At 37.7% G+C, this 23070-nt stretch carries 22 protein-coding genes and 1 riboswitch; of the genes, 7 read left to right on the forward strand and 15 right to left on the reverse strand.

What is annotated here, in order from left to right:
* Positions 1–110: 110 nt before the first annotated feature.
* On the reverse strand, positions 111–1613 hold the full coding sequence (locus tag EYB29_RS00790) for an SLC13 family permease (RefSeq protein WP_166626281.1): 1503 nt from the start codon (positions 1611–1613) through the stop codon (positions 111–113).
* Between the two features lie 238 nt (positions 1614–1851).
* Positions 1852–2868: a PTS sugar transporter subunit IIC gene (locus EYB29_RS00795; protein ID WP_235678961.1), complete on the reverse strand. Its 1017-nt coding sequence runs from the start codon at positions 2866–2868 to the stop codon at positions 1852–1854.
* A 185-nt stretch (positions 2869–3053) separates the two neighbouring features.
* Here EYB29_RS00795 and EYB29_RS00800 point away from each other — a divergent pair, with 185 nt between their 5' ends.
* Positions 3054–3401 carry a hypothetical protein gene (locus EYB29_RS00800; protein ID WP_026865841.1) on the forward strand — a complete coding sequence of 116 codons (348 nt, stop codon included), beginning with the start codon at positions 3054–3056 and terminating at the stop codon, positions 3399–3401.
* A gap of 81 nt (positions 3402–3482) precedes the next feature.
* Positions 3483–4910 carry an aldehyde dehydrogenase family protein gene (locus EYB29_RS00805; RefSeq protein WP_166626282.1) on the forward strand — a complete coding sequence of 476 codons (1428 nt, stop codon included), beginning with the start codon at positions 3483–3485 and terminating at the stop codon, positions 4908–4910.
* Positions 4911–4954: 44 nt separating this feature from the next.
* Here EYB29_RS00805 and EYB29_RS00810 read toward each other — a convergent pair whose 3' ends face one another.
* From EYB29_RS00810 to EYB29_RS00850, 9 genes are all read right to left on the reverse strand, one after another.
* Positions 4955–6157, reverse strand: coding sequence for an MFS transporter (locus EYB29_RS00810; protein WP_035855250.1), 1203 nt, complete (start codon positions 6155–6157; stop codon positions 4955–4957).
* Between the two features lie 13 nt (positions 6158–6170).
* A complete protein-coding gene (locus EYB29_RS00815) occupies positions 6171–6689 on the reverse strand; it encodes a GNAT family N-acetyltransferase (protein ID WP_166626283.1) in 519 nt (172 codons plus the stop codon).
* A gap of 132 nt (positions 6690–6821) precedes the next feature.
* Positions 6822–7256 (reverse strand): MarR family winged helix-turn-helix transcriptional regulator, encoded by a 435-nt coding sequence (locus EYB29_RS00820; protein ID WP_026865844.1) that lies wholly within the window; start codon positions 7254–7256, stop codon positions 6822–6824.
* 69 nt (positions 7257–7325) lie between these two features.
* Positions 7326–8096: a prolipoprotein diacylglyceryl transferase gene (locus EYB29_RS00825; RefSeq protein WP_166626284.1), complete on the reverse strand. Its 771-nt coding sequence runs from the start codon at positions 8094–8096 to the stop codon at positions 7326–7328.
* Complete coding sequence (locus EYB29_RS00830) at positions 8080–9453, reverse strand: sensor histidine kinase (protein ID WP_026865846.1); 1374 nt, start codon at positions 9451–9453, stop codon at positions 8080–8082. Before EYB29_RS00830 ends, EYB29_RS00825 begins: the two co-directional genes overlap by 17 nt.
* A 4-nt stretch (positions 9454–9457) precedes the next feature.
* Positions 9458–10132, reverse strand: coding sequence for a response regulator transcription factor (locus tag EYB29_RS00835; RefSeq protein WP_166626285.1), 675 nt, complete (start codon positions 10130–10132; stop codon positions 9458–9460).
* Between the two features lie 80 nt (positions 10133–10212).
* Positions 10213–11058, reverse strand: coding sequence for a PepSY domain-containing protein (locus EYB29_RS00840; protein WP_166626286.1), 846 nt, complete (start codon positions 11056–11058; stop codon positions 10213–10215).
* A 124-nt stretch (positions 11059–11182) separates the two neighbouring features.
* A complete protein-coding gene (locus tag EYB29_RS00845; protein WP_166626287.1) occupies positions 11183–11956 on the reverse strand; it encodes a DNA alkylation repair protein in 774 nt (257 codons plus the stop codon).
* A 48-nt stretch (positions 11957–12004) separates the two neighbouring features.
* Positions 12005–12883 carry a DegV family protein gene (locus tag EYB29_RS00850; protein WP_166626288.1) on the reverse strand — a complete coding sequence of 293 codons (879 nt, stop codon included), beginning with the start codon at positions 12881–12883 and terminating at the stop codon, positions 12005–12007.
* Between the two features lie 186 nt (positions 12884–13069).
* Here EYB29_RS00850 and EYB29_RS00855 point away from each other — a divergent pair, with 186 nt between their 5' ends.
* The 3 genes from EYB29_RS00855 to EYB29_RS00865 all read left to right on the forward strand — a co-directional run bounded on the left by EYB29_RS00855 (position 13070) and on the right by EYB29_RS00865 (position 17713).
* The gene (locus EYB29_RS00855) at positions 13070–14596 is read left to right on the forward strand and encodes an AbgT family transporter (RefSeq protein ID WP_026865850.1); all 1527 of its coding nucleotides are present in this window, start codon (positions 13070–13072) and stop codon (positions 14594–14596) included.
* A 19-nt stretch (positions 14597–14615) separates the two neighbouring features.
* Positions 14616–15884 (forward strand): amidohydrolase, encoded by a 1269-nt coding sequence (locus EYB29_RS00860; protein ID WP_371807488.1) that lies wholly within the window; start codon positions 14616–14618, stop codon positions 15882–15884.
* Between the two features lie 197 nt (positions 15885–16081).
* The gene (locus EYB29_RS00865; RefSeq protein WP_166626289.1) at positions 16082–17713 is read left to right on the forward strand and encodes a BCCT family transporter; all 1632 of its coding nucleotides are present in this window, start codon (positions 16082–16084) and stop codon (positions 17711–17713) included.
* A 49-nt stretch (positions 17714–17762) separates the two neighbouring features.
* Here EYB29_RS00865 and EYB29_RS00870 read toward each other — a convergent pair whose 3' ends face one another.
* Together EYB29_RS00870 and EYB29_RS00875 are read right to left on the reverse strand one after the other, a co-directional pair.
* The gene (locus tag EYB29_RS00870; RefSeq protein ID WP_166626290.1) at positions 17763–18869 is read right to left on the reverse strand and encodes a D-TA family PLP-dependent enzyme; all 1107 of its coding nucleotides are present in this window, start codon (positions 18867–18869) and stop codon (positions 17763–17765) included.
* A gap of 32 nt (positions 18870–18901) precedes the next feature.
* On the reverse strand, positions 18902–19828 hold the full coding sequence (locus EYB29_RS00875; RefSeq protein WP_166626291.1) for a cation diffusion facilitator family transporter: 927 nt from the start codon (positions 19826–19828) through the stop codon (positions 18902–18904).
* Positions 19829–19938: 110 nt separating this feature from the next.
* Between EYB29_RS00875 and EYB29_RS00880 the strand changes: the two genes are divergently transcribed.
* Together EYB29_RS00880 and EYB29_RS00885 are read left to right on the forward strand one after the other, a co-directional pair.
* The gene (locus EYB29_RS00880) at positions 19939–21102 is read left to right on the forward strand and encodes an MFS transporter (RefSeq protein ID WP_166626292.1); all 1164 of its coding nucleotides are present in this window, start codon (positions 19939–19941) and stop codon (positions 21100–21102) included.
* Between the two features lie 136 nt (positions 21103–21238).
* Entirely contained in the window at positions 21239–22228 is a 990-nt protein-coding gene (locus EYB29_RS00885; protein WP_166626293.1) for an NAD(P)/FAD-dependent oxidoreductase, read from the forward strand.
* Positions 22229–22274: 46 nt separating this feature from the next.
* Here EYB29_RS00885 and EYB29_RS00890 read toward each other — a convergent pair whose 3' ends face one another.
* Positions 22275–22589: a DMT family transporter gene (locus EYB29_RS00890; protein ID WP_026865856.1), complete on the reverse strand. Its 315-nt coding sequence runs from the start codon at positions 22587–22589 to the stop codon at positions 22275–22277.
* Positions 22586–22909: a DMT family transporter gene (locus EYB29_RS00895; protein WP_247348499.1), complete on the reverse strand. Its 324-nt coding sequence runs from the start codon at positions 22907–22909 to the stop codon at positions 22586–22588. Before EYB29_RS00895 ends, EYB29_RS00890 begins: the two co-directional genes overlap by 4 nt.
* A 59-nt stretch (positions 22910–22968) precedes the next feature.
* Positions 22969–23063, reverse strand: a riboswitch (guanidine-I (ykkC/yxkD leader).
* Positions 23064–23070 lie beyond the last annotated feature (7 nt).

Consider the following 23070-nt stretch of genomic DNA (forward strand, 5'->3'; position numbering starts at 1 on the left):
GCATAGCGTGTGGTTTATTTGTTTCGCACGTCTACGTGCTCAACCGACTGAAGTCACTAACTAAAAAAACTGGTGAACTGCCTTTCGGCAATCCACCAGTTTTTTATGCTTTATAGTAAGCCAATCCACTGCCAGTATGTTGCTGACATGATGATGATTAAAATGTAACCTCCGACTGTCAGGAAGATACCTGATTTAAGTAGGTCTTGTACTGTAAATGTTCCTGTACCATAAGCAAGCATATTCTGCGGAGCACTTACTGGTAAGAGGAAACCGAAACAGATTACAAATTGTTGAATTAGGACAAATCCTAGTGATGAATCTCCAAAATTCAATGTTGTCGTTAATGCAATAAACACTGGAATCAAGGCTGATGCAAGTGATGTTGCACTCGCAAACCCTAAGTGAATTACAATGTTAAATATTGATACTAGCGCAATAATAGCAACAAATGGTAAGGAATCTAAGCCCATAGCTCCAAATGTAACATCAGATAACCACTGTGCAGCACCAGTTCTTAGTAATACTGTACCTAATGAGATACCAATTGCGAATACGATAATTGTACCCCAGTTGATCGTCCCTTCTACTTCCTTCCAAGTAAAGACACCAATCTTAGGTGTTAACATTATTGCAAGTGCAATCAATGTAATGGATGAAGAATCAAATGGGTGAAGAATGCCTTCTGTCGCCCAGAATACTAGAAGTAAACTTGCGATCGTTATCAAACGCCACTCAACTGGTTTTATTGGACCAAGTTTTTCAATTTCACTGTTGATCATCTCTCGTCCTCCAGATATCTCATCCGTTTCCGCTTTAAAGAAACGTGTCATTACGAAGTATAATAAAATACTCATAATGATAGAGAACGGTGCTGCATAGATGAACCATTGAATCCATGATACATCTTCTCCCATAGCTTCATTAATAAAGCCTATTGCGACTAAGTTTTGTGCTGCTGCGGTTTTAATACCAATGTTCCAAATAGAAACGGCTTGTACAGCTGTAACGATAAGGAGTGTTGCAAGACGACTATCTTTTGGCATACCGAATGCAGCAATCATACCAATCAGAATTGGGATAACTGCACCCGCTCTTGCTGTTGCTGACGGTACGAAGAATGCAAGTAAGATAGATACTAAAATTGTACCCAAGACAATTGCATTCGTTTTGTTACCAACAATACGTAAAACGTACAGTGCTAAACGTTTATGTAAGTTAGTAATCTGCATGGCACTCGCTAAGAATAGTGCTGTTGCAACTAAGGCAAGTGCTGAACTAGAAAAACCAGAAAAGGCAAGGCTAAGTGCATTACTTGTACCAAATTGATCTGTTCCATCAGGTACACCTAGTGCTTCCCCAATTTCATTTCCTGGTACTGGAGACAGCCCAAGTAAAATAATGAGTAGGCCAACTATCATTACTGCGGATACTGGATATTTCACTGCTTCTGTTACCCACATGATGACTGCAAATGCTAGTACAGATAATGACCTTAAACCAACTACACTAAGAGCTTCAGGTGCTGGCAAGAAATTAATAATAATTAAAACTAAAAAGGCTACAATAATCCAAAGCGGCTTATACGCTTTTTGTTCTTTCTGATTCGCCATAACAGTTCTTTCTCCTTTTAAAATTTATTATCTTTATCACTGCAAATATACCATTTTTTGTTACTTTAATCGCTTCACAATACCAATTTGTCATAATTTCATCAAAAATTTAAAAGGAGAAAAATTGTATTCGTTTTCATTTTTGCTCACATACTTTTATTTTTATATAATAGAAATTATATATACCTACTGAGATAAAATCAGCCATGCACGATTTGTGCATGGCTGCTTCATATTATTAATCTTCTTCCAAAGCTTCGCTATTGTAAATTTTTACATTTCTAAATACATAACTACCGATTACAGCAACAGTAAATGAAATTACTGCACAGATTGCAGCGTACATAAGCACTTGTCCTGCAGGATTATAACCAAACATTACAAGTAAACCAGGCACGGGTGCTGCAGTTCCTGGGGCATCATTGACCATACCTGACGTCGCAATAACGACACCCGATAAAGCCCCACCTACAAAGTTTGTCACATACATCGGTAAAGGGTTTGCAGTCACTAAGTCTGCCTTAGACAGCGGTTCTATTGCCACAGAAATAATGGACTTTAAATCTCCTATTTTCAACTTATAGAAGAGCCAAGCACTAGCTGGAGATGATGCAAATGCTGATAATGCTGCAACAGCCATTGGTATCCCTGTTAATCCAAGTAAGGCTGTTAATGCCATAGAACTAAGTGGTGAAATTCCAACTATTGTAACAATACCACCGAGCATTAAGCCCATTACTAATGGGTTTGTTTCAGTTGCAGTTTGAATGATTGCACCAATTTCTAGTAATGAGTTGTCTACTAGTGGTGTGATTGCTAATCCAAGTAATCTAATTGCTGGTAGACCAACAAGGATAACGATAATAAAGTCTAAGCCCTTCGGTACAACTTTCTGCAACCAAAGTACAAAGAATGACACTAGATAAGCAGAAAACAAACCAGGAATTAGACCCATATCACCAAAACCAGCAGCTAATATTGCTGCATTGACCGGTGCAACTTTCATTGCTAAGGCAACTAACATAACGACAATTGTGCCATCGAGACTACCTGCAACTGCACCCGCATCTTGGAAAAACGGTATTCCAAATATGTCACCTATCACGAATGTATTCAGTGCCTCAACTAAATATGTCGCAATAGCTGCACCTGCAAATGCACCCATAACTTTAGAACCATATGGCGCGAAATGCGTAAATAACGTAAAAACTAGTAAAATAACTAAAAGTAATCCAATACTTAACAGCTCGTCAATTTCCAAAACCCCCACATTGTATATCTATCAGTGTATAATTATGAAAAGCCTTTCAAAATTACAATGAGATTAAGTTATCATAGCAAAAAATTTAAGTCAATTACTTTATATTAAAGAATAACTTATCTTTATGTTAAACTAAAAATGTTATAATACATTAAATTACAAAATATGGAGGCATTATTATGATTAAATACTTAGCAAATGCTTATCTTGGATCACAACTTATTGAAGGTGGCTTAGACAAGATCAAAGCGGACGGAAACCTAGGTGAAGATTTTGAATCTGAGTTTAACGTGAATGCTGATCAAATGAAATTAGCAGGCTATTTAGAGGCAGTTGGTTCTATCTTCTTGTTCTTATCTTTCTTTGGTAAGACCTTCACAAGAATTGGTACACTTTTAGTTAACGCGGTACTCGGTGTTGCAGTTATAAAACATTTCAAAGCAGGTCACGGATTTGAAGGAAGTAAAAGAGCCTTAAAACTACTCGGCCTTAGCACATTAAGCTTCTTAGACTCTTTCCGTAAGTAATGCATAGCAGCTAATTTATTATGTTTGAAAATTGCAGTTAAAGGATAAATATAAAGACAACATATTTTGGAGGTTTTTTAATTGTTAAACTATAACAAGCAGTATATAAATGGCGAATGGGTTGATAGTGACAGTAAAGCAACTATAGAAGTTATTAACCCCGCAACAGAAGAAGCATTTGCAACTGTTGCTGCTGGTAACAAAGCGGATGTAGACAAAGCGGTTGCTGCAGCTAAAGACGTATATTTAGAATTTCGTAATACCCCAGTAAAAGAGCGTCAAGCGATGTTAGAACGCATTGCTGAAGAGTATGAGAAACGTAAAGATGATTTAATCGAAACAATTTCTAACGAACTTGGTTCGCCAATAGATATGACTGAGCAAACACACTATAACGCTGGTTTAGGACACTTTAGAACTGCTGCTAAAACCTTAGATACTTTTGAATTTGAGGAGCAGCGTGGCGATGCTTTAATCGTTAAGGAAAGTATTGGTGTTGCAGGTTTAATAACACCATGGAACTTCCCAACGAACCAGACAGCATTGAAATTATCAGCTGCCTTTGCAGCAGGGTCACCAGTTGTCTTAAAACCAAGTGAAGAAACACCTGTTACTGCAGTACTACTAGCAGAAATTTTTGAAGCAGCTGGTGTACCTAAAGGTGTCTTCAACTTAGTAAATGGTGACGGTGAAGGTGTCGGAATCCCATTAAGTGAACACCCAGATGTACGTATGATGTCATTTACTGGTTCTGCTCGCGCAGGCCGAAGCATCATGGAAAAATCAGCACAAGACTTCAAGAAAGTTGCACTTGAACTAGGTGGTAAATCACCACTGATCGTTTTAGATGACGCAGATATAGATGAAGCTGCTCGCATTGCAACTGGAAGAGTGGTTAGAAACACAGGCCAAGTTTGTACAGCAGCAACACGTACAATCGTCCCTGAAAGTATGAAAGATGCCTTTATCGAGAAAGTAACTGAAAAAATGTCACAAGTCAAAGTTGGTAATCCAAAAGATAGTGGTGTCGAAGTTGGACCCTTAATTAGCAAATCACAATTTGATAGAGTTCAAAGTTATATTGAAAAAGGTGAAGCTGAAGGTGCAACCTTACAATTAGGCGGTACAGGCAAACCCGAAGGTCTAGAAACAGGTTACTTTGTTAAACCGACAATCTTCACGAATGTAGACAACAGTATGACGATTGCTCAAGAAGAAATTTTTGGACCAGTCATGAGTATCATCACATATGATACTTTAGAAGATGCAATTAAAATTGCCAATGACACCGTCTATGGACTAGCAGGTTATGTCGTTGGTAAAGATTCAGAAAAACTTAAACAAGTCGCACGTTCTATCGAAGCAGGTACAGTGATTATCAATGAAGGTAAAGGTACAAATGATTTACCATTCGGTGGTTATAAACAATCCGGTATCGGTCGTGAATGGGGCGACTATGGCCTAGAAGAATTCCTTGAAGTAAAATCAATTAAAGGCTATTTCGAATAGAATTTAGATACAGAAAGTCGTCCGTTTTTTAAACGGACGACTTTTTATATTTTAAAATGCCAAATTCTTCTTTTTAATAAGTATAAGAAAGTCATATAGAGCATTAGTCCGAGCACTAAAAATGAAATATTCATTAGTGATACACCGTACCAACCAGCCATTCCCCAAAATAGGCCGGCTAAGGTACCACCAACACTAGATCCTGTGTAGTAGAAAAACAAGTAAAGTGATGAGGCCTGAGCCTTATTATTGTGGGCGATACTACCGACCCAGCCACTGGTTAATGAGTGTGCAATAAAGAAGCCAAAGGTAAACATGACGAGTCCAATGATAACCGCAATAAGTGATGGGATTAACAAAATTAGTAAGCCTGAAATCGAAATGATGAATGCTGTATATAACATCGTTGTCTTCCCAAATTGGTAAACTAAACGACCAGAAATCATTGAGCTTAATACTCCAACTAAGAAAATTAAATAAATCCAACTGACTATAGTTTGACTCACTTGATAATCTTCAATGAGCACGAATGATACGTAGTTATAAACAGACACATTGGTTCCAAGTAATAGGAAACCCATAACAAATAGAATAACCAATAAAGGATTTTTTATATGTGCAGCTAGTGTTTTTAATAAACTTAATAGATTAAATTCTCTTTTAGTAAAATGTTGAGAGGGTGATAACGAGTACCAGAAAATGACGGTTGCAATTAAGCTCACTACCCCAACTCCGATTACACCGACTTGCCAGCTCCACAAACCCGCTGCAAGTCCTGCAAAGACCCGTCCAAATACCGCTCCAAGGGCATTCCCACTTATGTATAGACCCATTGCCCCAGGTAAGCTAGTTGGATGTATTTCCTCTCCAAGATAAGCCATGGCAATGGAAGGTAAACCCGCTAGGGCTACTCCCTGTATAGCGCGCATCACAAATAGGCTTGAGAATGTTGGGCTAAATGCCGTTAAAATACAGAGTAAAGACGCGACTAACATCGAAGTTATCATAATATTCTTTCGCCCAACTGTTTCAGATAAAGACCCAAAAAACAGCATGCTGATTGCCAATGTAAATGTTGTCACTGAAAGGCTAAGACTTGCTGCGGTCGGTGTAACATTATAAAAAGTCGTTAGGTCTGGTAAGATTGGTTGCACGACATACAAAATCGCAAAAGTATTAAAACCTGCTGCAAAAAAAGCTAATACGGTCTGCTTATATTTTGAAGTACCCCGCTCTATAAATTTCATTTTTCATCCCTCTTTAATGTGCTTCTTTGTATACTGTTCGATCTAACCACGCTTTAGCTTCAGTTAATTCGGCTGTACTTAATTCTCTTGGATACGTCATCTGTACGAGTTCTACGGTGTCTAAGTCCTTATTGATTTTAGGCTGCATATACTTAAAATCAGTTAGATAGTAACCATTTTTCTCGTAAAATTGCACACGTCTTTTCTTCGTTTCATCATCAGGGGCTTCTACTTCAAGAATGACTGGTTTGTTATCTAGGTCATGGAAAGCTTGTAAGGTTTTAGATCCAAGACCTCTTGAACGATAGTTAGGGTTAACTGCTAAATGCTCTATAAAGCGATATTTCTCATTTTCCCATACTGCATAAAATGCAAGAATATCGTCATTTTCCTTTAGCACGAGTATGTTATAGTTATTAAGTTTCAGTAAATCTTTTTGACCTTGATACGTTCGTCTCTCTGACTCTGGAAATGACTCTGCCATGAGCTGATAAACAAGATCAAACGCTTTGTCTTCTAGTTTTTCTAACATATTTACACACACTTTCGAATTGTATTTACTTAATACTATAGAACAGTTTGACAATTAAATACAAACTAATAATTTAACCTATTAAAAATACCCCATAAACTGGAACCCTGAGTTCAGCTTAAGGGGTAAATGTTATTTATCGACTGCTACGGCACTAATTTTCTTTAACATATTTCTGAATTGAGAAAGTTCTTCATCACTCAATTCGTCAAAGAGACTCGACAAGAGGTTCGCATGACTCGGGAATATGTCACCGATTAAAGCTTGACCCTGCTCTGTGAGTTCAACTTTCATACTCCGCTTGTCGTGCTCGTCACGTAATCGTACGATATATCCTTTTTCTTGTAACTTATCTAAAACGTAAGTCGTACTTGAGTTTGCTATTAAAATGCGTTCTTGGATTCTGTTAATTGGCTGTGGTCCTTTGTTGTATAACAATTCCATGACAGCAAATTCACTGATGTTCAAACCGTGTTTTCTCACATCTTTTTTAACGCTTTTTTCTAATAGGTCATTCGTTCTTTTAATTCCTACAAAAGCCTTCAGACTTTCTTCAACTCTGTCCATATAATTAATTACCTCTCAACTACTACGAAATCGATAAAATTGTACCTCACCAAGGTGATTATGTCAACTTTAGTCTTCATCATCTTCGTAGTCATCATCCTCTTCTTCGTCAAAATATTCATCATCGAATTCGATATAGCGACCATCAACCATATCAGCATAGGTGTTTGCTTCATAGATTAATTGTTCAATATTTCCGTAGTCATCATCGCTAACATCTAGGTAGACGACCTTGTTGACTTGTCCTGTCACACCATTGAGAGAGACCAAAGCGCCTTCATCATCACCGTCGACAATCTGAAGAATATAATACTCTCGATTTTGCCCTTCACCACTCCAAGTAGAATACACATTGTTGCCACCAACTTCATTTGCAGCAGCATTTTCTGCTTGCTCAACTGTTAAAATTTCAGGTTCATTCGATTCAGCGGGTTCCTCTTTTTTAGATGGAGCTGTATCTGACTCATCTTCTGTTTTTTCTGGTTCAGAAGGTTCATCATTTTCAGTCCCCTCATTCTGTTCTTGTGAAGTATTTGAATCGTCAGCCGCAGTATCCTCTGACGGTTTCGCAATAGTTTCAATAGCTTCTACCGATGAATCATGGCGGTTAATTGTGATCTTATGAGTACCTGTATCTCCTTCAACATTGACGATGTAAATGTCATCGTCTGCACCTTCTTCTACAGCTTCTACCGAACCACCGTAACGTTCTGTAACGATTGCCTTGGCCTCATCTTCGTTTATCAGGTCTTCTTGGTTGAAAAATACAAATACCATTCCAGCGATGATACCGATGATAACAGCGCAAATGGCAAACACTAATTTATTCCGCTTCGTCATGATCCACCTCCATATCTATAATTAACGTAAAGGTTGTACCTTTGTTCAATTCACTGTCCACTTTAATCTCAATACCGTTTTTATCTGCTAGTGTTTTGGCTATAGCTAGACCAAGCCCAGAGCCCCCTGTCTTTCTTGCTCTTGCTTTGTCTACTCTATAAAATCTTTCAAATATTTGATTGAGTTCTGCCTGAGGTATACCAATACCTCTATCACGAATTTCTATAAATACTTTTTCAGCATCCTTACTTATGTTCACTTCAATCGATTCTTGACTATACTTATAAGCATTATCTAAAAATATTTTAATCAATTGCTCAAAGGACTGCGTATTAATATAGATATGAGGATTTGTACCATCTGTACTCACTTCGATATGTCGATTAAATGCTTTTTCTAATCGTTTTGATACGTCATTAACAAGATGGACGACGGGTATATACTCTTTATTCTCTGATGCATCTTCTTTTGATACTTGAGTGAAACTTAGGAATTGTTCAGTTAAATATTTCATTCTTAGCGTTTCGTCCGAAATTGCTGTAATACCTTCATCTAATAAATCACTTCTTGTCTGACCAAAACGTTCTAACATCTTAGCATAAGATGATATGACTGTGAGCGGCGTTTTTAGCTCATGGGATGCATTCATAATAAAGGCTTGTTGGTTTTCGTCGTGCGCCTTTAAAGTTAACATCATATCGTTATAAGAATCTGTCAGCATTTTTAATTCCTCAGTATCAGACTCGTTTGTTGAGATTGTCTTAAATTGCCGAACACCTTCTTTGTCATTCATACGTCTAATCATTTGTTTAATGGGCCCTATGATTAAGTTAGTTATTACTCGGTTTAAGATAAAGACTAGAAGTATAATCACGACTGTTGATATGACTAGAATCCACTTCAGAATATTATAAGTACTATATAAGAACTCAACATTTTCAAATATTTGGAGTGAGTACACCTCCCCATTATCCCAAATAATAGGCTGGGAACTCATAACAAAATGCTGCTCACCTAGACTTGTAACGTCAGTGTATTGCTTCGTACTATAGTCCTCAGATAGCTCTACATAGCTCTGATCCGTCGCTATTCTAACGATATAATCACCCGCTTCATCTTGTAAGGCGATATAACCGTCAGACAGTGAGAAATATTGTAGGACTGTTTCCCCACTAATGTTGCTTTCCCTCGCATTTTGAACCTCAGAAATAATATTATTCCCTCTGTTCTCTAACTGTCCCATCTCAGCTTCTAAAGAATAGTGCTTATAAGAAAAATAAATAAGCAAATTAATTAAAATCACGACGATGGCAATCATCAGTGTGGTGTAAAGTTGGATTTTAGTTCCTAATTTCATAAGTTTAGTCCTTTATCATGTAGCCGATTCCTCTAACTGCAGAAATTAGGGAGGGCTTGGATTCATCTAGTTTTTTTCTAATGTATCTGACATAAACATCTACAGTGTTCGTATCTCCAAAGTAATCATATCCCCATACTGCCTCGATAATCTGTTCACGAGACAAGGCTTGATTCTTATTATTCATAAGATACAACAGAACATCGAACTCTTTTTGAGTCATATAGACCGCTTCACCACTACTGAACACTTCTCTAGACATAGGGTTAATTTCAATATGTCGGTGCTTTATAACTTCTGATTTAGTCTCTGTTACAGTCGTCGATTTTAAGTGTACTCTAATTCTCGCGAGAAGTTCTTCAACTTCAAATGGTTTAGTCATATAGTCATTGGCACCTGAATCCAGTCCGCTGACCTTATCCATTACTGCATCCCTTGCAGTGAGCATGATGACTTTAATTTTTTCATCTTTTAGCCGTATCCGTCTCAATACTTCTAAACCATTTAACTTTGGAATCATTACATCAAGGAGCACTAGGTCAAACGCGCCATCTTCATATTTCTCTAAAGCTTCTTTCCCCGTATATGCTATTTCAGTTTTATAGCCTTCGTAGTCCAGCTCTAGTTGAATCACTCTAGCAATCTTCTCATCATCTTCTACAATCAATATTTGCTCCATGATATCCCCTCACAGTTCATTCTTACGGTCATTATATCATGTTGACTATGAGTAAAAATACGCCCATATGGGCGTATTTCTTAGTCTTCTACTTCAGTTACTTCACCAGTTTTAGCATTGATTTTAACTTCATAGTCACCGATTTCAAAATCGTATTCGAAGTCATCAACATCGTAATCCCATTCTGTAATTGTGCCATCTACTTCACTTTTAGCAAGCGCCTTAGCATCTTGTAGTGATAGAATCTTTACATCCTGAGCTTTCTCAACTCGTTTGAAGTCATCGCTATCATCGTCTCTTTCTTCATCTATAACCTTAAGATCATTGACATTGTATTTAACTTCATATTCATCATTTTGGTTTACAAGTGTCACTTCGTAATAGTGTTCACCTTCATCTTCTTGGTAATTCACACTCTCTAAGATGCCATCAAATTCTTCTTGGGCTTTCTTCACAGCATTGGCAACTTTGTCGCCTTCAAATGCATCTTTTAATGCAACTTGATTCGTATTTTCGTTGTTTGATTTAGAAGTCTTTTCTGCCGCTTGGACTTCATTTCTATCGTCACGGTCATCGTCATCTCTTTCATCTGCTTCGTCTCTGTCGTCATCGTGGTCGTCTACATCAAGATCGTCCTCTATAATACTTAGGTCATCTGCCTTAACTTTAACATCAAAGTCTTCACCGTTATTTTCAATTTCAATTTCGTAGTAATATTGGCCGTCATCTTCGTCGTATTCGACTTCTGTCACCTTACCACCGTATTCTGCTACCGCTTTATCTGCTGCCTTTTGAGCTTCTCCACTTAGTTGCTCTTGGTTATCGTCGTCATCCCATTCCATATCATCCGCATTAACATTTGTTGCTCCTAACACTAAGGCTGAAACTAATGCGCCACCTACAAAGATACTTTTTGTCAATTTCATCTTCAGTCATCCTCCATTTTTTTCCGATTTCATATCGGTTGTTTAACTTTCTGACTTTAGTATAGACAGACTAAACTAAGGGTTAGTTAATCAATTCTTAAAGGATGATTAAAAAGTGTTTGAACTATTTTAATTGCTCTAAAAGCGCAAGTGCTCTATCATCTCCTGCTTTCTTTAGCGTCCTTAAAGCACGCTTTATAATAAAAGGGTTAGTCTTCTCGAAATGTTCACTTATAAAATTAGTGACAGCTGTCTCATCGTATTTAGATAGATCATTAAGATGATTACCAACTGATTTTTCAACGTAGCGTGATGAGTCACTTAAAAATGGTTCCAATAGTTTTAAATTCTCAGTGACGTCACCTTTTATAAAGTCTAGTTTTTTGGCCCAAGGTAAGCGTGGCCGAGTACCCTCAGTAACTAAGCGTCGAAGATGTGCGTTTTCATCATTAGCCCAACGTCTGAATACCGTTTCAACTCGCTCGTAGTCATCTCTTATAAAAGGGCGTATGGCAAATTCAGCAGTATCTCTTTTGGTAATTTCTTCTATAGTTTTAATAGATTGTTCAAAATGATCTTGACCATACATTTCTACAAACTTTGATAAGGCTCTGTAATAGTACATTTGTTCAAACGGGAAATAGAATTCATCGTTCTCTACACCAAGTATCGACATAATAATATCTGTTGCTGCTATATAATCATTTGGTAAATAATTTTTTAGTTGCCTGCTAAACGCTTCAATCCTTTCAGACATTCTCTTATTTCCTGTTTCCTTAACTACATCATCAATAAAGTTCGCTCTATCAAAAGCAGGGTAGACTTCACTAATATGTTCGGCATACAGTCTAGCTAAGTCTTCATTAAAATAATCTTTCATTACTGGTCGCTTATACATAATCTCTCTCCTTATAATAAAAAGGAGCCTCAAAAGAGACTCCTTTTTTTATTTATGGTCAATATAACGGAATATGCCGAGACCCTTACTTCCGATTCCACCATGCACTCCTAAAGCTGGAGTTAGAAATCCTACTCTACAACTTATACCCGGATACATATTTTCAAATCGTTTTTTTAGTTGGTGAGCTTCTTCAGAAATATTACCATGCGCAATAGCAATCTTGATTTTTCCATTGAACTTATCCATCGCTTCATCTATTAGTGATTCCCACAATTTAATAACTTTACTGTTCGTTCTTACCTTATCATATGGTTTTACGCTGCCATCTTTAGCAAAGTGAACAATCGGCTTAATTTTAAATAAGCTACCAATAAAGGCACTCCCTGCGCTGAGACGCCCACCTTTAACAAGATAGTTTAAGTCATCAACGGCTAGATATATTTTTGTATCTTCAACTAAATCACTTATTTCTTTAGCCGTTTCTTCAACGCTTACACCCCGTTCAATTAAAGCGATTGTTTCAGCTAAGAGATGTTCAATAATGAATGATGTCCCATTCGAATCGATAAGATGGTAATCGAATTTGCCTTCTTCCTTGTATTCTTCTAAAACCATTTGTGCACTTTGATATGTGCCACTAATACCACTACCGATATGAATTGCAATTACAGTATCATAGCCTTTTTTTACTATCTCATCACAGACTTCATAGTACTCACCAACTTGTGGTTGAGATGATTTTGGCAATTCCTTTTCATTAGCAAGTCGTTGATAGAATGATTTCAAGGCACTTTCATCCGTAGTATCCTTAAAAACTGAGCCATCGCTAAAAGTAACCGATAGATGAACCTGAAATACATCTGGATGGTTACTTAACTCTTCTGACAGGCTTGCAGTACTGTCTACAATATAGGCAATTTTCATTTTTTTCCTCCTAGAATCCGTACATTTTACTATAGCTTATTATATTAGATTCAGTATTATAAGTATATTAAAAACAGTCCACTACAAAATCGTTTATATTGCATGGACAACTTTCTAATAATTATGTAAACTCAAGTATATGAATTAGCATACACAAATACCTACATAACAAATGGGAGGGTTTTTATGACAGAGAAAAAAGGGTTTTTTCAGAAATTACTAGACACATTAGAGCGTCTCGGAAACAAGCTTCCGGACCCATTCGCATTATTTTTAGGATTAGCATTTTTAATCATTGTTATTTCTTGGATTTTCAGTTTATTCGATGCGTCTGTTATACATCCAGGTAACGGTGAAGAACTACCGATAAATAGTTTAATTTCAGGGGCAGGTCTTCAGTTTATACTCACATCCATGCTCGAGAACTTTACAGGGTTCGCACCACTTGGACTGGTACTTTCTATGATGCTTGGTATTGGTCTTGCAGAGAAAGTTGGTTTACTAGATTACGCAATCCGTAAAACCATACTCAAGTCACCACCATTCCTAGTAACTTATACAGTAGTATTTGTGGGTATCATGGGTAACTTAGCATCTGATGCTGCTGCTGTTATTATCCCACCCCTTGGTGCACTTGTTTTCTATAAACTTGGTCGTCATCCACTAGCAGGTTTAGCAGCTGGTTTTGCCGGAGCTGGGGCTGGTTTTACGGCCAACCTTTTCATCGCTGGTACCGACGTTCTTTTATCAGGTATTTCAACAGAGGCTGCACGTTTGATTGATGATTCAATCGTTGTTACACCTGTAGACAACTGGTACTTCAACATTATCTCAGTATTTATGCTAACAATCATTGGTGGTCTTTTAACTTCTAGATTTGTTGAACCACGGTTAGGTCAATACACAGGTGAAAGTGTTGAGGAAGAAAATGAAGAAGAATTACCTAATGCCAAAAAAGGCCTGATCGCTGCATTAATAACAGGTCTAGTATACTGGGGCATAATTATTGCTGTCATCTTCCTGCCTAACAGTCCTTTAACAAATGAAGATGGTGGTATTATTCCATCTCCATTCATAGACGGTATTGTTCCAATCATACTTATATTCTTTATTTTAATTGGGCTTGCCTTTGGTATTACAACTGGGAAAATTCGTTCAACTAAAGATGCAACACATTACATGACCGAATCAATCAAGGACATGGCTGGTTATATCGTACTTGTATTCGCAATTGCACAGTTCATTGCTTACTTTAACTGGTCAAATTTAGGAACATGGCTTGCTGTAAATGGAGCTGAATTCTTAGAAAGTGTTGAATTTACCGGTCTCCCATTAATCATTGGGTACGTTATCTTCACAGCCTTATTAAACTTCTTGATTACATCAGGTTCTGCAAAATGGGCAATCGAGGCACCAATATTTGTACCGATGTTTATGCAACTTGGTTACGATCCGGCCTTTACTCAAGCAGCTTATCGTATTGCAGATTCATCTGTAAACATCGTTACACCACTATTCCCATACATGGTTATCATTTTAGCCTTCATGCAGCGCTATGATAAGAATGCGAGTATTGGGACGTACATGTCACTGATGCTACCATACTCATTAGTATTCTTATTAGCATGGATTGTTTTACTAGCTATCTTCTACTTCACAGGATTACCACTCGGACCTGGCGTATCAGTATTTCTAGAAGACCGCGCACAATAATCTTAGGAGATGAATAACTTTGGTATTAAAAGACAAACTCATTCAATGGCGTCGTGATTTTCATCAACACCCAGAACTCGGTTTTTTAGAAATGCGTACCGCTTCAATTGTCGCTCAAACGCTAAATGAGCTAGGCATTGATTTTGAAATTGGTACGTCTGTTATGGATCCTAATTATGTTATGGGTAAACCAAGTGATGAAGAAACAAAAGCGCATTACCTATGGGCGAAAGCACACGGGGCCGTAGAAGTATATTTAGATGACCTAAAAGATGGATATACTGGAATTGTTGCAACTATTGATACGAACAAAGCAGGTCCAACGACTGCTTTTAGAGTCGACATGGATGCTTTACCAATCTACGAGGCAGAACATGACAGCCATGTACCTGTTAAAGAAGGCTTTCGTTCGATTAATAATGATATGCATGCATGCGGCCATGATGTCCACACATCCATTGGACTTGGTCTTGCTACACTTGTCCAAGAAAGAAAGGACGAATTGTCTGGTATTATAAAAATCATTTTTCAACCTGCCGAAGAAGGCACGAGAGGTGCAAGGTCAATGGCTGAAAAAGGAATCGTTGACGATGTTGACTACCTCATCGCCTCACATATAGGCACAGGTGTTCCAATGAATCATTTCTTAGGGTCAAACAATGGTTTTCTAGCCACAACTAAAATCAATGTAACATTTAAAGGTGTGTCAGCTCATGCAGGTGGCAATCCAGAACAAGGTAAAAATGCGATGTTAGCTGCAGCAAATGCTGTCATTAACTTAAATGCAATTCCTCGCCATTCTGAAGGCGCAACACGCGTGAATGTTGGTGAATTACACGCAGGTAGCTCACGTAATGCCATTGCTGATTTTGCCTCTTTAAAAATGGAAATTAGGGGGACTACTTCTGAAATTAACGACTATATGAGAAGCTACGCAGAGTCCATTATCAAAGGAGCAGCTGAGATGTTTCAGGTTGAATATATACTTGAAACTGTCGGAGAAGGCAGAAGTGCTAAAGGAGACACTACACTTGCTGAAATCGTGACCCAGGCAGCTCAATCAAATGGTTTAGAAACAACAATTGAAGAAGATAAACCGAGTGGTAGTGAGGATGCAACGTTTCTAATCAACCGTGTTCAAGAAAAAGGCGGGCAAGCAACATACTCTATTTTCGGCACAGAATTAAAAGCAGGCCATCACAATGAAAACTTCGACATAGATGAAGACAGTATGTTACCTGCTGTGAACACACTTTTTGATACTGCAAAACGTTTATCTACTCAATAATACACACCAGATATAGGGCAAAATCTCATGGTTTTGCCCTTTTTCACGTTTATTTTTCCTAAACAGGGCTATCTATATTATAATAATTAAATTTTTATCTACGTTCATGATTCACACTTTTCGTCTAGTGAGGTTGAAATTGTTAGTGTAGATTGTTATTATTTATCATTGTTAATCAAAAACCAAGGAGTGATGTAATGGCTAATCAAACGCCATCTTCGGAAAAGAACAAAGGAATGTCTCATGTATTTCTATATGCCGCTTTAATCGTCGGTGTCCTAGTTGTCATCGGTGCAATTTTCCCGGATCGTTTCGGTGATATATCTGGTTCCATTTCCGGCTGGGTAACAAGTTATTTTGGCTGGTATTACATGATATTAGTGGCTTTAATCGTTATGTTTTGTATTTTTCTTATCTTCAGTCCAATCGGAAAACTAAAGTTAGGTAAACCTGATGATGAACCTGAATTTAGAACAATCTCTTGGATTGCAATGCTCTTTAGTGCTGGTATGGGTATCGGACTTGTATTCTATGGTGCCGGAGAACCAATCGCCCATTACCTTTCTCCACCAACTGCAGACGGAGAAACTACTGCAGCACTTGCAGAATCAATGCAATCTACTTTCCTACACTATGGTATTCACGCTTGGTCAATATATGGAATCGTCGGCTTATGCTTAGCCTACGCGAGTTTCAGAAAAGGTGAAGTTGGATTACTTTCTAAAACGCTCCGACCTCTATTTGGTGATAGAGTAGATGGCTGGTTAGGCGTAGTAATCGATGTCCTTGCTGTTTTCGCTACTGTAATCGGGGTGGCCGTATCTCTAGGTATCGGTGCCATTCAAATTAATGGTGGCTTAAATTATCTATTCGGTTTACCTGTCAACTTAACAAGTCAGGCAATTATTATTGCTTCAGTGACTGTGCTCTTCCTATTCAGTGCTTGGAGTGGTCTGAGTAAAGGAATTCAATATCTAAGTAATACAAATATGATCTTAGCAGGTATCCTTTTTGCAATTATTTTAATTGTCGGGCCAACTATGATGATTTTAAACATCATGACAACAAGTACTGGTGGTTACTTAAGCTCAATTGTAAGAAATACTTTTGATGTTGCGCCTCTAAATCCACAGAAAGCTGAATGGTTAAGTTCATGGACAATCTATTATTGGGGTTGGTGGATGAGCTGGAGTCCATTTGTTGGTATCTTTATTGCACGTGTTTCTAAAGGCCGTACGATTAGAGAATTCATCATTGCAGTACTACTTGTTCCAACTGTAATCGGTATAATTTGGTTCAGTGTATTCGGTGTCACAGGTATCATGGCAGGTGTAAACAATAATCCAGCAATATTTGAAATGGCAACAGAGGTTCAACTTTTCGCAGTGTTTGACACCTTGCCATTAGGATGGGTATTGTCAATTGTCGCTATCTTACTTGTATCAATTTTCTTCATCACATCAGCAGACTCGGCAACCTTTGTATTAGGTATGCAAACGTCACATGGTAGTTTAAATCCAACTAGTATGACTAAAGTGATTTGGGGTATCTCGCTTTCTGCTATTGCATTTACACTATTAGCTGCAGGTGGAGAAACTGGACTGAATGCCTTACAATCTGCCGCAATTATATCTGCACTACCATTTAGTTTTGTATTAATTGGTATGATGCTCGCATTCTACAAGGACGCAAACAACGAACGTAAGTATCTCGGACTTTCTATCACACCTAGTAAAGAAAGACTTGAAACCTACAAAGAATCTTCTCATGAAGAATATCTAGAAGAACTCGATGCTTATGCTGAAAAAGATAAGCCTAGAGGTGTGTAATATAAAGAAAAAAGGCTTGATTCCAAAATGGAATCAAGCCTTTTTTGTGCTATTGCAATTTACCTTGAGCTGCGATGTCTAATGTGTCGACAACTTCACCGTCTCTTAATAGATATGCTTTATGATAGAGATTCGATACTGGGCAGATATGGTTCGGTATGATGCGAACTTTATCACCAATATTGATTGCTTGGTTAAAGTGTTCGTTATATATAATCGCATGTTCATCAAACACACCGTGTACATGTACATCGTCGTATTCTTTGACCTTACCAAATCCTGTAGTTGTCGTTAGCCCTTTACTTCTAGACTGAGCAGTTAGACCTTTTGCACCAACATCTGTGATCACTCGTTCTTTAGTCGGTTTAGAGATTATAGTTGTCAGTACACTAGCGGCAGAATGTTCGTAAGTGCCTATCGCGTTAGATTGTGAACAATCCATTAAAATATAGGTGCCTGGTCTAATCTCAGTGACACCCTCAGGAATATCAAAACCGAACATGAATGGTGGTGTTGAGCCAATGCTCACTGTTTCGAGTTCAAAGCCCATCTCGCTTGCAATATCGTTAAAGTATAAGGTTCTTGTTGTTGCTGTATTAAATACATCAAGACAATCCGCCTGATCTACTGCTTTGTAAGTATGGCCATCGTGTGAGAATATCCCTTTTAACTCAATGTTATTTGACGCTTTTATTTCATGAAGTAAAGCTTTATAATCATTGACCTCAATAATACCAGAACGCTCTTCTCCAACTTCGATTTCGATTAGAATCTGAGCTTTTTTCTGAGCACCCTCAAATACTGCTTCAATCTCTTTAATGTGAGCAATACTATCTACCCCAAATGAAATATCAACAGTTTCTGCAAGTTTTTTTATTCTTTCAAGTTTCTGTTTACCCGCAACTTGATTTGCAATAAAAATATCATTAATACCATAGACCGCCATGATTTCCGCTTCACCAATTTTAGCAACCGTAATACCACTCGCACCATTTTGTAATTGCTTCTGTGCAAGTTTAGGCATCTTATGTGTTTTTGTATGCGGTCGTAAACTCACATTTTGCTTCTTTGCATAATCACTCATATAAGCTAGATTTTTCTCTAGAACTGCTTCATCTATTAAGAGTGCAGGTGTATCGATTTCTTGATAATTCATTAAATCCCCCCTTACACTAAATATATACCATCTTATTCATCATTACATAGAATTTGGCCATTATGATGATGATGTTTACATTCTACTTGTAAAGTAACATGACTGATATTTGAGTCTTTCATCTTTTCTTCTATATCATTAATGATTGCTTGAGTTTCATGCACATTTAAGCTGCCATTAACTACAATATGTCCACTCATTGCATTAAAACCGCTCGTAATACTCCAAATATGAACGTGGTGAATGTCTTCAACACCATCTACGGTTCTTACCTCTTCTAATAGATGATTCAAATTAACGTCATGTGGCACACCTTCCATAAGGACATGTAGAGATTGACGAAGTACTCTCCATCCGCTGACAGTAATAATAGCAGCAACAATTACGCTAGCTAAAGGATCCATGAATCCCCAATCCAAAAACATAATGGATAAGGCGGCAACAATTGCTGCGACAGAGCCAAATAAGTCACCGAGCACATGTAAGAATGCGCCTCGCATATTGAGGTTATCATGTGTATCTCCAGACATTAAAATCTTTGCAACAATTAGATTTACTATAAGACCCATTATTGCAATGACTAGCATGCCCGTTGACGCTACTTCTGGTGGATTTATAAAGCGATTAATTGCTCCGATAAAAATTGCGATGGCAATAATAATCAAGGTGGCTCCATTGAAAACCGCTGCAAGAATCTCAAATCTCTTGTAACCGAATGTACGCGCTTTGTCCGCTTTTTTCTCACCAAATTTAAAGGCTAATAGTGCGATTAATAAAGAAAAAGCGTCACTTAACATATGACCAGCATCACTTAAAAGTGCCAGACTGTTCGTAACAATACCTCCGATAACTTCAACAATCATAAACACTCCGATGAGAATTAAACTGATCGTCAGTGCTTTTTTATTCGCACCATGAGTATGATCATGATGTCCGTGATTATGATGATGATCACTCATAATATCACTCCGCTTCTTGGGATTTTTTGCTATCTATTTACTATTTCTGGGTGTATTATAGGCATATCAATACTTTACCACATTTTAAAAGGTATATAGGTGTATAAATTATGAAACAAAAATATCAATTATATCTACTTTACAATAGTATTTTTCTTGTCTTTTTAGGTATCAGTTTAGTAATTCCAGTTCTACCTTCAATAATGAATGAACTTAATATTTCTGGTGCTGGCGTCGGTTACTTAACAGCCGCATTTGCAATGACCCAACTGATTTTTTCGCCTTTTACTGGTCGTGCAGCCGATAAGTTTGGACGGAAAATTATCATCGTTATCGGAATGGTCATTTTCGCCTTTTCCGAACTATTATTTGGACTTGGAACGACAATAGAAGTCCTTTTCATTTCAAGAATTTTAGGTGGCTTAGCAGGGGCATTTATAATGCCAGCTGTCACTGCATTTATTGTTGATTTAACAACAGATCAAAACCGTGCAAGAGCACTTGGCTATATGACCGCTGCTTTAAATTTCGGTTTTATAATTGGACCAGGTGTTGGTGGTATCTTAGCGGAAGTCAGTACACGTCTACCATTTTTCGTCGCTGCCGTACTTGGTATCATCAGTGCAGTTACAGCAATTTTTCTATTGACCGAACCAAGAAGAAAAACTGAGGTCGCAGCAGAGAAAACCGAAGTTAAGGCGAGCAACTTTAGAACAATCTTAACTCCAGTATTCTTTATTGCTTTCTTAGTTATCTTTGTTTCTACATTCGGTATGTCTGCATTTGAATCATTCTTTAGTCTATATTTCGATAGAAAACTCGGCTTTACACCGTTTGATATTGCAGTCGCAATAACTGGTGGTGCTTTGATTGGTGCAATCGCTCAAATTATCTTTTTTGAACCACTTGTTCGTAAGTTTGGAGAAATCAATATTATCAGGGCATCAATCATTTATTCAGCCTTCTTGGTATTTATTATTACCTTTATGGAATCCTACTGGGCAATAATGGCCATTGCTTTTATTATCTTTGTAGGTTTCGATTTAATCAGACCTGCAGCTACAACCTTCCTATCACATATAGCAGGAGATAACCAAGGCTTTGCTGGAGGAATGAACTCATTTTTCACTTCACTTGCAAATGTTGTTGGTCCAATTATCGGTGGTATTCTATTTGATATTAATTTATATTTACCGTATTACTTCAGTGCAGTTGTTTTAGTAATCGGTTTTCTTATAACAGTAATATTTTGGCGAGACCCTCGAAGAATATAGTGGTACTAAAGTCTGAATTACGCGTCAATCGCTCAATCTCGCGTTATAACACTTTTAATTTTGATTCGCATTATGTAATAATTAAGAAGATGAAAGTTGTTATGAGATTTCTCACATATTTTGGAGGGTTATATAAATGAAAGATGAAATTACAGATATAACAATTATTGGCGGTGGACCAACAGGTCTATTCTCTACATTCTATGCTGGAATGAGACAGATGTCTGTACGCTTAATCGATAGCTTACCTGAATTAGGTGGACAGTTAACTGAACTTTATCCGGATAAATATATTTATGATGTCGGCGGATTTCCAAAAATCCTCGCCAAAGATCTTGTGAATAATTTAGTGGAACAGGCGAAATACGCTGAACCTGATTTTCATTTAGGTGAAACTGTTCAATCATATAGAAAAGAAGATGATCACTTTGTCCTAACAACGGACAAAGGTGAATATTTAACACGTACAATCTTGATTACAGCTGGTGTCGGCGCTTTCCAACCTAGAAAACTTGGTCTAGAAAATGAAGTAGAATTCGAAGGCGCTTCCCTACAATATGCTGTTCGTGATTTAGAAAAATTCAAAGATAAAGATGTCGTCGTTCTTGGCGGCGGTGACTCAGCACTTGACTGGGCACTCATGTTAGAAAAACTTGCTAAATCAGTCACACTTGTGCACAGACGTGAACGTTTTACAGCACATGAAACGACAGTCCAACAAGTTAAAGACTCCAGTGTAACAGTTAAAACATCTCTTAATGTAACAGAAATTAAGGGTGATGCAGGTCAGATTGAAGAATTAGTTTTAACGGCTAAAGATGGTAGCGAAGAAGTAATTCAAGCAGACCAACTTATCGTTAACTTTGGTAACATTTCTTCACTAGGACCACTTAAAGATTGGGGTCTAAAGCTGGATAAAAACTCAATCGAAGTAGATGCTCACATGCAGACAAACATCGAAGGTATCTTCGCAGCAGGAGATGTCACTACCTTTGAAGGTAAAGTTAAACTAATTGCCACTGGATTCGGTGAGGCACCAGTCGCAATTTCATACGCTAAATCTTCATACGATGCTAAGTCTCGTATCCAACCAAAACACTCTACAAGTGTCTTCAAACAAAATTAATTACACAAAAGCACGGTCATTTGACCGTGCTTTTTCATGTGAAACATCATCCAAATATTCTTAGACCAACGACAGCAATGACAATGATTGAAAGATACATTACACGCTTATAGCTCGCCGATTCTTTATAAAAAATTATACCTACTAAAGCACTACCAATTGTGCCAATACCAGTCCATACTGCATAAGCGACACCAAGCGCAATTGTTTCCATTGCGAGACTTAATAATCCCAAGCTAATTGGAAAACCGATACATAGTGTCAACCAACCGCGTATCTTCTTACCTTGACCAATCCATGTCATACCAGTAACACCGGCAACTTCAAAGAGTCCAGCAAATATTAAAATAATCCAACTCATTTCGCACCCTCCTCATGATCCGTTACCGTTTTAAGGCCAATTACACCAAAGATTAATAAGGCAACAAAAAAGATGACTGTCAGGCTAAAATCCTCACCAAATATAACAATGTCTACAACAACTGTCCCAACAGCACCAAGTCCTGCAAATACTGCATAGACTGTACTTGCTGGTAGTTTAGTAGAAACATACACTAAAAGTAAAAAGCTCCCGACGACACCTAAACCAGTTAAAGCCCATTCATACCACGTTACTGCATACTTTAATCCACTTGCCCAGCCAATCTCAAAAAGGGCTGCTAATACAACTAATAACCACATACCAATGCTCCTTTTCTTTGTTTTAGAACGAAAAAAGCCTGGGAGAATAACATTCGTTACTCTCCCAGGCTTTTGTCCCTCCGTGTACCGGATAATCCGGCGTTTTCTCTCGGTCCAGACTTATTTTCATAACGGAACCCTAGAAAACTTTTATAGAATTC

Origin of the sequence: Jeotgalicoccus sp. S0W5 (assembly GCF_011634875.1) — a bacterium.
Classification (GTDB): domain Bacteria; phylum Bacillota; class Bacilli; order Staphylococcales; family Salinicoccaceae; genus Jeotgalicoccus; species Jeotgalicoccus marinus.